The 6,181-nt window shown below is 77.3% G+C and carries 8 protein-coding genes; 7 read left to right on the plus strand and 1 reads right to left on the minus strand.

The genetic code is table 11. The features are described 5' to 3' along the window. Positions 1–588: FHA domain-containing protein (locus HLB09_RS20025; protein WP_171203532.1), on the minus strand; the 588-nt coding region annotated here is incomplete at its 3' end. Between the two features lie 225 nt (positions 589–813). Here HLB09_RS20025 and HLB09_RS11620 point away from each other — a divergent pair. The 7 genes from HLB09_RS11620 to HLB09_RS11650 all read left to right on the plus strand — a co-directional run bounded on the left by HLB09_RS11620 (position 814) and on the right by HLB09_RS11650 (position 5,757). After that, positions 814–2,037, plus strand: a complete 1,224-nt coding sequence (locus HLB09_RS11620; protein WP_171203533.1) for a CpaF family protein — start codon at positions 814–816, stop codon at positions 2,035–2,037. A gap of 1 nt (position 2,038) precedes the next feature. Then, positions 2,039–2,905 (plus strand): type II secretion system F family protein, encoded by an 867-nt coding sequence (locus HLB09_RS11625; RefSeq protein WP_171203534.1) that lies wholly within the window; start codon positions 2,039–2,041, stop codon positions 2,903–2,905. Continuing rightward, positions 2,902–3,876 carry a type II secretion system F family protein gene (locus tag HLB09_RS20030; protein WP_212770955.1) on the plus strand — a complete coding sequence of 325 codons (975 nt, stop codon included), beginning with the start codon at positions 2,902–2,904 and terminating at the stop codon, positions 3,874–3,876. Before HLB09_RS11625 ends, HLB09_RS20030 begins: the two co-directional genes overlap by 4 nt. 270 nt (positions 3,877–4,146) lie before the next feature. After that, complete coding sequence (locus HLB09_RS11635) at positions 4,147–4,374, plus strand: hypothetical protein (RefSeq protein ID WP_212770960.1); 228 nt, start codon at positions 4,147–4,149, stop codon at positions 4,372–4,374. Continuing rightward, entirely contained in the window at positions 4,371–4,766 is a 396-nt protein-coding gene (locus tag HLB09_RS11640) for a TadE/TadG family type IV pilus assembly protein (protein ID WP_171203538.1), read from the plus strand. The genes HLB09_RS11635 and HLB09_RS11640 overlap by 4 nt, the downstream gene beginning before the upstream one ends. After that, complete coding sequence (locus HLB09_RS11645) at positions 4,763–5,257, plus strand: pilus assembly protein (RefSeq protein WP_212770957.1); 495 nt, start codon at positions 4,763–4,765, stop codon at positions 5,255–5,257. The genes HLB09_RS11640 and HLB09_RS11645 overlap by 4 nt, the downstream gene beginning before the upstream one ends. Positions 5,258–5,322: 65 nt before the next feature. After that, positions 5,323–5,757 carry a type 1 glutamine amidotransferase family protein gene (locus tag HLB09_RS11650; protein ID WP_171203535.1) on the plus strand — a complete coding sequence of 145 codons (435 nt, stop codon included), beginning with the start codon at positions 5,323–5,325 and terminating at the stop codon, positions 5,755–5,757. Positions 5,758–6,181 lie beyond the last annotated feature (424 nt).

Here is a 6,181-nt window from a genome sequence, read left to right on the forward strand (position 1 = left end):
GGCCGCGACGCGGGCTCCCGTCCCGGCGGCCAGGCCGCCCGCGCCGGGGCGGACCCCGTCGACGAGCGTCCCGTTGGCCGAGCCGAGGTCCGTCACCAGCGCCCCGCGGCGGTCGACGTCCAGCCGCAGGTGGCGACGCGACAGGCGGGGGTCGTCGAGCCGGACGTCGGCCCCGGCTCCCCGGCCCAGGACGTGGCGGCCCGGGGGGAGCGGGACGACCAGGCCGGCGTCCGGGCCCGCCACGACGTGCAGGTGGAGGACGCCGGCCCCCCGACCAGGGCCCGTGCGGGACGGCTCGTCCCCCCGTCCGCCCGCGCCGGGCCGCGAGGCCTCGCCCGGGCGGCGGACGAGCACGGCGCCCTGGACGAGCGGCGGCGCCCCGAGCGCGGCGCCCGTCAGCAGCGGACGGCCCTCGCACCACCACCGGCCGCCGGCGGCGGGTGACGCGCCGAGGTGGGCCCCCAGCTCCTCGGCGACGTCGGCGACGCGGAGGGGCGCGCCGGTGCCGGGCAGGTCGACCTCGACCTCGGCCCGACGGAGGGCGGCTGCGTCGTCGACGAGCGTCAGGCGCAGGGGGCCGTGGTCCACCCCGGCAGCCTGCTCGGCGCTCTGGCCGCTCGCCGAGACCGTCCACAGGCCCCGCACGCCCCGTCCGTCACGCGCTGTCACCACAACGGGGGATGTGGACCGCCCGCACGGGGACGCCCCGTCTGCCTAGCGTGACGAGGAGGGTCGCGGGGGGCCTCACGCACGCCGTCCCGCCACGCGCAGCAGCACCCGGTGCGGAGCCGGGGCGGAGGAGGGGGGTCCGAGGTGGACGCGGTCGCCATCGTCGAGGACGAGGTGCGCGAGCTGGTCCGCCGGCGAGGCGTCGACCCCGCCCGCGAGCCCGGCGTCCTGCGCTCGCTCGTCGAGGACGTGGTCGCCGACTACGACGAGAGGTCCCTCCTGGGGACGCTGCCCCGCCTGCCGGAGCAGACGGGCGTCGTCAAGCGCGTGCTCGACGCCGTCGGCGGGCTCGGACCGCTGCAGGAGCACCTCGACGACCCGGAGGTCGAGGAGATCTGGATCAACGAGCCGGGCAAGGTCTTCGTCGCGCGCGGCGGGCGGCCGGAGCTGACGACGACGATCCTCACGGCCGAGAAGGTCGCCGACCTGGTGGAGCGCATGCTCAAGACCTCGGGGCGTCGCGTCGACCTCAGCTCGCCCTTCGTCGACGCGAGCCTCCCCGACGGCAGCCGCCTGCACGTCGTCATCCCCGACGTCACGCGCGAGCACTGGGCCGTCAACATCCGCAAGTTCGTCGTCCGGGCGGACCGCCTGGACGACCTCGTCGCCCTCGGGACGCTGACCGCGCGCGCCGCGGCCTTCCTCGAGGCCGCGGTGTCCGCGGGCCTCAACGTGCTCGTGTCCGGGGGCACGCAGGCGGGCAAGACGACGATGCTCAACTGCCTGGCGGCCGCCATCCCGCCGCGCTCGCGCGTCATCACGTGCGAGGAGGTCTTCGAGCTCAAGGTGCCGCTGCGCGACTGCGTGGGGCTGCAGTGCCGCCAGCCGGGCCTGGAGGGCACCGGCGAGATCCCGCTGCGGCGCCTCGTCAAGGAGGCGCTGCGCATGCGCCCCGACCGCCTCGTCGTCGGGGAGGTCCGGCAGGAGGAGAGCCTCGACCTGCTCATCGCCCTCAACTCCGGGCTGCCCGGGATGGCCAGCGTGCACGCCAACAGCGCTCGCGACGCGGTCGCCAAGATGTGCACCCTGCCGCTGCTGGCGGGGGAGAACGTCAGCAGCCGCTTCGTCGTCCCGACCGTGGCGAGCAGCGTCGACCTCGTCGTCCACGTGGCCCTCGACCGGGACGGCCGTCGCCGCGTCCGCGAGGTGGTCGCGGTGCCCGGGCGCGTCGAGGACGGCGTCGTCGAGGTGGCTGACGTCTTCACGACGGCCGCCGGCGACCTCGTGCGGGCCGACGGGTTCCCCCCTCACGAGGACCGCTTCGAGCGGGCGGGGCACGACCTCCGGGCCCTGCTGGGCGGCGGCTGACGTGGGCGCGCTCGTGGGCCTCGCGGCCGGCGCCGGCCTCTTCTGCGTCTGGTGGTCCTGCTGGGTGCCGACGGCCGGTGCGGCGGCCCCGCGCCGCCCCTCGCGCCGCGCGGCCGCCCTGCGCGACGAGCTCGTGCAGGCCGACATGGCCGGTGTCGGGCCGGGGGCGCTCGTCGTGGCCGCCGCGGTGGTCGGGCTCGTCGTGGCGACGGCGGTGCTCCTCGTCGCGGGGTCGCCCGTCGTCGCCACCGCCTTCGGGCTCATCGCCGCTGCGGGGCCGCGCGCCGTCGTCCGCTCCCGGGCCCGCGCCCGGCGCACGAGCACGCGGGAGCAGTGGCCCGAGGCGGTCGACCACCTGACCTCGGGCATCCGCGCGGGGCTGTCGCTGCCCGAGGCGCTGGCGCAGCTGTCGGTGCGCGGGCCGGTCGAGCTGCGGCCCGCCTTCGCGGCCTTCGCGGAGGACCACCGGGCCACGGGCCGCTTCGGCGACTGCCTCGACCGGCTGAAGGAGGCGCTCGCCGACCCCGTCGCGGACCGCATCGTCGAGTCCCTGCGCCTCACGCGCGAGGTGGGCGGCAGCGACCTGGGTCGCCTCCTCCGCACGCTGTCCACCTTCCTGAGGGAGGACGCCCGCACCCGCTCGGAGCTCGAGGCGCGGCAGAGCTGGACGGTCAACGGCGCCCGCCTCGCCGTGGCCGCCCCGTGGGTGGTGCTCGCGCTGCTCGCGACCCGGCCCGAGGCCGTCGACGCCTACGACAGCGCGGCGGGCGCCGTCGTCCTCGCGTGCGGCGGCGCCGCCTCCGTCGTCGCCTACCGCCTCATGGTCCGTCTCGGGCGCCTGCCCGACGAGGAGAGGGTGCTGCGGTGACGGCGGCGCTCGTGGCCGTCGCGCCCGCGACGGCGGCGCCGTGGTCGTGGGCCGGCGCGGGACTGGGCCTGGTGGCGGGCCTCGGCCTGTGGCTGGCGCTCGTGCGCCTGCCCCTGCTCCGACGGGTCTCCCTCGAGGACCGCGTCGCCCCCTACGTGCGCGACGCCGTGCCACCGTCGCGGTTGCTGCGGCCCGAGGCGCCCGCCGGGCCGTTGGCGGCGGTGGAGCGGATGCTCGCCCCGGTCATGGCCGACGCCGTGCGCGGCATCGAGCGGGTGCTCGGCGGCCGCGCGGGCGTGCGGACCCGCCTGGACCAGCTGGGGGCGACCACCTCCGTGGAGGACTTCCGCGCCCAGCAGGTCGTCTGGGGCGCGGGAGGACTGGTCGCGGGTGCGCTGCTGGCGGGCGCGGTGGCGAGCGCGCGGGGCGTCGCCGTCGTGCCCCTGGCGCTCCTCGTCCTCCTGGGGGGCGCAGCCGGCGTCCTCGCCCGCGACTGGTGGCTGACGCGCGCCGTCCGGCGGCGCGAGGAGCGCATGACGGCGGAGTTCCCGACCGTGGCCGAGCTCCTGGCCCTGTCCGTGGGGGCGGGCGAGGGGGCGGTCGGCGCCCTCGAGCGCGTCTCGCGCACGTGCGCCGGCGAGCTGTCGGGCGAGCTGCGGCGGACGCTGGCCGAGGCCCGTGCGGGCGCCTCGCTGGTGCAGGCGCTGCAGGGACTGGCCGACCGGACCAGCCTCCCCAGCCTGGCGCGCTTCGTCGACGGGGTCGCCGTCGCGGTCGAGCGCGGGACGCCGCTCGCCGACGTCCTGCGCGCCCAGGCCCAGGACGTCCGCGACGAGGGTCGCCGGGCGCTGCTCGAGAGCGGCGGCCGCAAGGAGATCGCGATGATGGTGCCGGTCGTCTTCCTCGTGCTGCCCATCACCGTCGTCTTCGCGGTCTTCCCGGGACTGGCCGTCCTGAGGCTCGACCTGTGACCCCGGCTGCCGACGTGCGCCGGGGTGGCCTCGCAGTCCCGGCGCCCTCCGGACCGCCGTCCCCGACCGCGCGCCCCCGTCCGGCCTCGCCGCTCGCCCCGGCCGCGCGACCCGCGGGACAGCTGTGCCGCTCCCGCGACGGCTGCGCACCACACCCCTCCTCCGGCACCGACCGGGCCGACCCGACGGCCCACCACCGAGCCGGCTCCCCGGCCGACCTCGCCGACCCGACCCACCCGCCCCACGCGACCGACCGAGACGGAGCACCGCATGAGCACGAGCACGACGACGAGGGCGGCTCGAGCCGCCGCCGCCCTGGGCCGTGGCCTGGCCCGCCGCATCGCGCGCCTGCGCGGCGACGACCGCGGGGACGTGCCCGGCTGGGTGATGGTCACCCTCATGACCGCGGGGCTCGTCGTGGCGCTGTGGGCCGTGGCCGGTCCTCGCCTGGCGCAGGTCTTCACCACGGCGATGGACCGGGTCCTCGCCGGCGGCTGACCGCGGCGACGCGGGCCGACCGCGGGTCCGCCGTCGTCGACTTCGCGCTCGTCTCCGCGCTCCTGACGCTCGTGCTGGTCGGGGTCGTGCAGCTCGCTGTCGTCCTGCACGTGCGCGCGACGGTCGTGGACTGCGCCGCCGAGGGGGCCCGGTACGGCGCCCTGGCCGACCGCACCCCGGAGGACGGTGCCGAGCGCACCCGCGAGCTGCTCACCGCGGCCCTGTCCCCGGCGTACGCGCGCGACGTCCGCGCGACCGTGCGCGCCGTCGGCGGGCGCGAGCTCGTGGAGGTGCGCGTGCGGGCTCCGCTGCCGGTCGCCGGGCTGGTGGGGGTGGGGGACGTGCTCGACCTCACCGGCAGGGGGCTGGTCGTCGAGGGCGGCGGCGCGTGAGGGCGGTCGAGCCGGAGAGGCTCGTCGGCGTCCGGGGGCGCGTCCGCGACCTGCGGCGCGACGCCGACCGCGGGAGCGCCGTCGTGGAGTTCGTCGGCCTCGGCGTCCTCCTGCTCGTGCCGGTGGTGTACCTCGTGATCGCCGTGGCCCAGCTGCAGGCCGGGGCCTTCGGGGCCGAGGCCGGTGCGCGCGAGGCCGCCCGCGTCATCGCCTCCGCGTCGGCCTCGACGCCGTCAGCGGCCCGCGCCGACGCCGAGGCGGTGGTCGCTCTCGCGCTGGAGGACCAGGGGGTGGATCCCGCCTCGGCGCGCTTGGACGTGCGCTGCGACGTCGACCCCTGCGGTGCGGGCGGGTCCCTCGTGCGCACGACGGTGCGGCTCGAGGTGGTGCTCCCGGGCGTCCCCGCGCTCCTGGCAGCGATGGTGCCCGCGCGCGTGCCCGTCGAGGCCACCGGCACCGCTGCCGGAGACCGCTTCGCGGGGGCGCCGTGAGCGGCGGGGCGACCGTCCCTCGCCGGGGCGTCGGCAGCGCAGGCGACCGGGCGGAGGAGGGGCAGGTGGCCCTGCTCGTGATCGGCTACGCCGTCCTCGCGCTCGTCGTCGTCCTCGTCGTCACCGCCGCCTCCGCGGTGCACCTCGAGCGCAAGCGGGTGTGGGCCGCCGCGGACGCCGCCGCGGCGGACGCCGCAGACGCCGTGGACGAGGCCGCCTACTACGGGCAGGACGGCCTGTCGCGGGGGGTGCCGCTGACGGACGCCGCGGTACGGGCGGCTGCCGAGGACCACCTGCGCCGCAGAGCTGCCTGGGACGACCTCGACGGCGTCGTCCTCGGCCCGGGGACGGGCACGCCCGACGGCCGGACGGCCCAGGTCCAGCTCGTGGCGAGGGTCGACGTGCCCGTGCTCGGCCTCCTTCCGGGAGCGCGGGTGGCTGGGGGCCCGCTCACCGTCGTCGTCACGTCGAGGGCGCGCACCTTCCTGGACGCCGGCTGACCGACGGGGGCGTCGGGGAGCCACGGGCGGCGGTTTGGACGACCCCCTGCCGTGGGGTAACGTTCACGTCGCCGCAAGGGACCGGGAAGCCGGGTCTGGCCGGACCACCTCGGTGGTTGACGGCCTGAGACCCGGGGGTCTAGGTTCGAGCGGTTGCCTCCAGGGAGGCGCAGGTGGTCTCCACCGGCGCTCCTGGCGGGTCTGCTTCTTGAGAACTCAACAGCGTACCGAAGTCGAATGCCATTTTTTGTGGGCTGGGCTGGTGTTGCTGGGTCTGCCGTTGTGGTGGGTCTGGTATCGCGTGGTTCTGGTCAAGTGTCTTGCTGCCTGGTTTGGGTGGTGGGGGGCGTTCAGGTGCCTTGCTCGCCAGTGGGTGGGGTGCTGTTGTTCCAGGTGTATTAAGACCGGCTGCGGGCCTTTCGGG

Origin of the sequence: Pseudokineococcus marinus (genome assembly GCF_013004605.1) — a bacterium.
In the GTDB taxonomy this organism is placed as follows: Bacteria; Actinomycetota; Actinomycetes; order Actinomycetales; family Quadrisphaeraceae; genus Pseudokineococcus; species Pseudokineococcus marinus.

Bases quoted from the DNA above. Each gene is read 5' to 3' on its own strand.
- HLB09_RS11635 (WP_212770960.1), top strand. From the start codon at position 4,147: ATGAGCACGAGCACGACGACGAGGGCGGCTCGAGCCGCCGCCGCCCTG.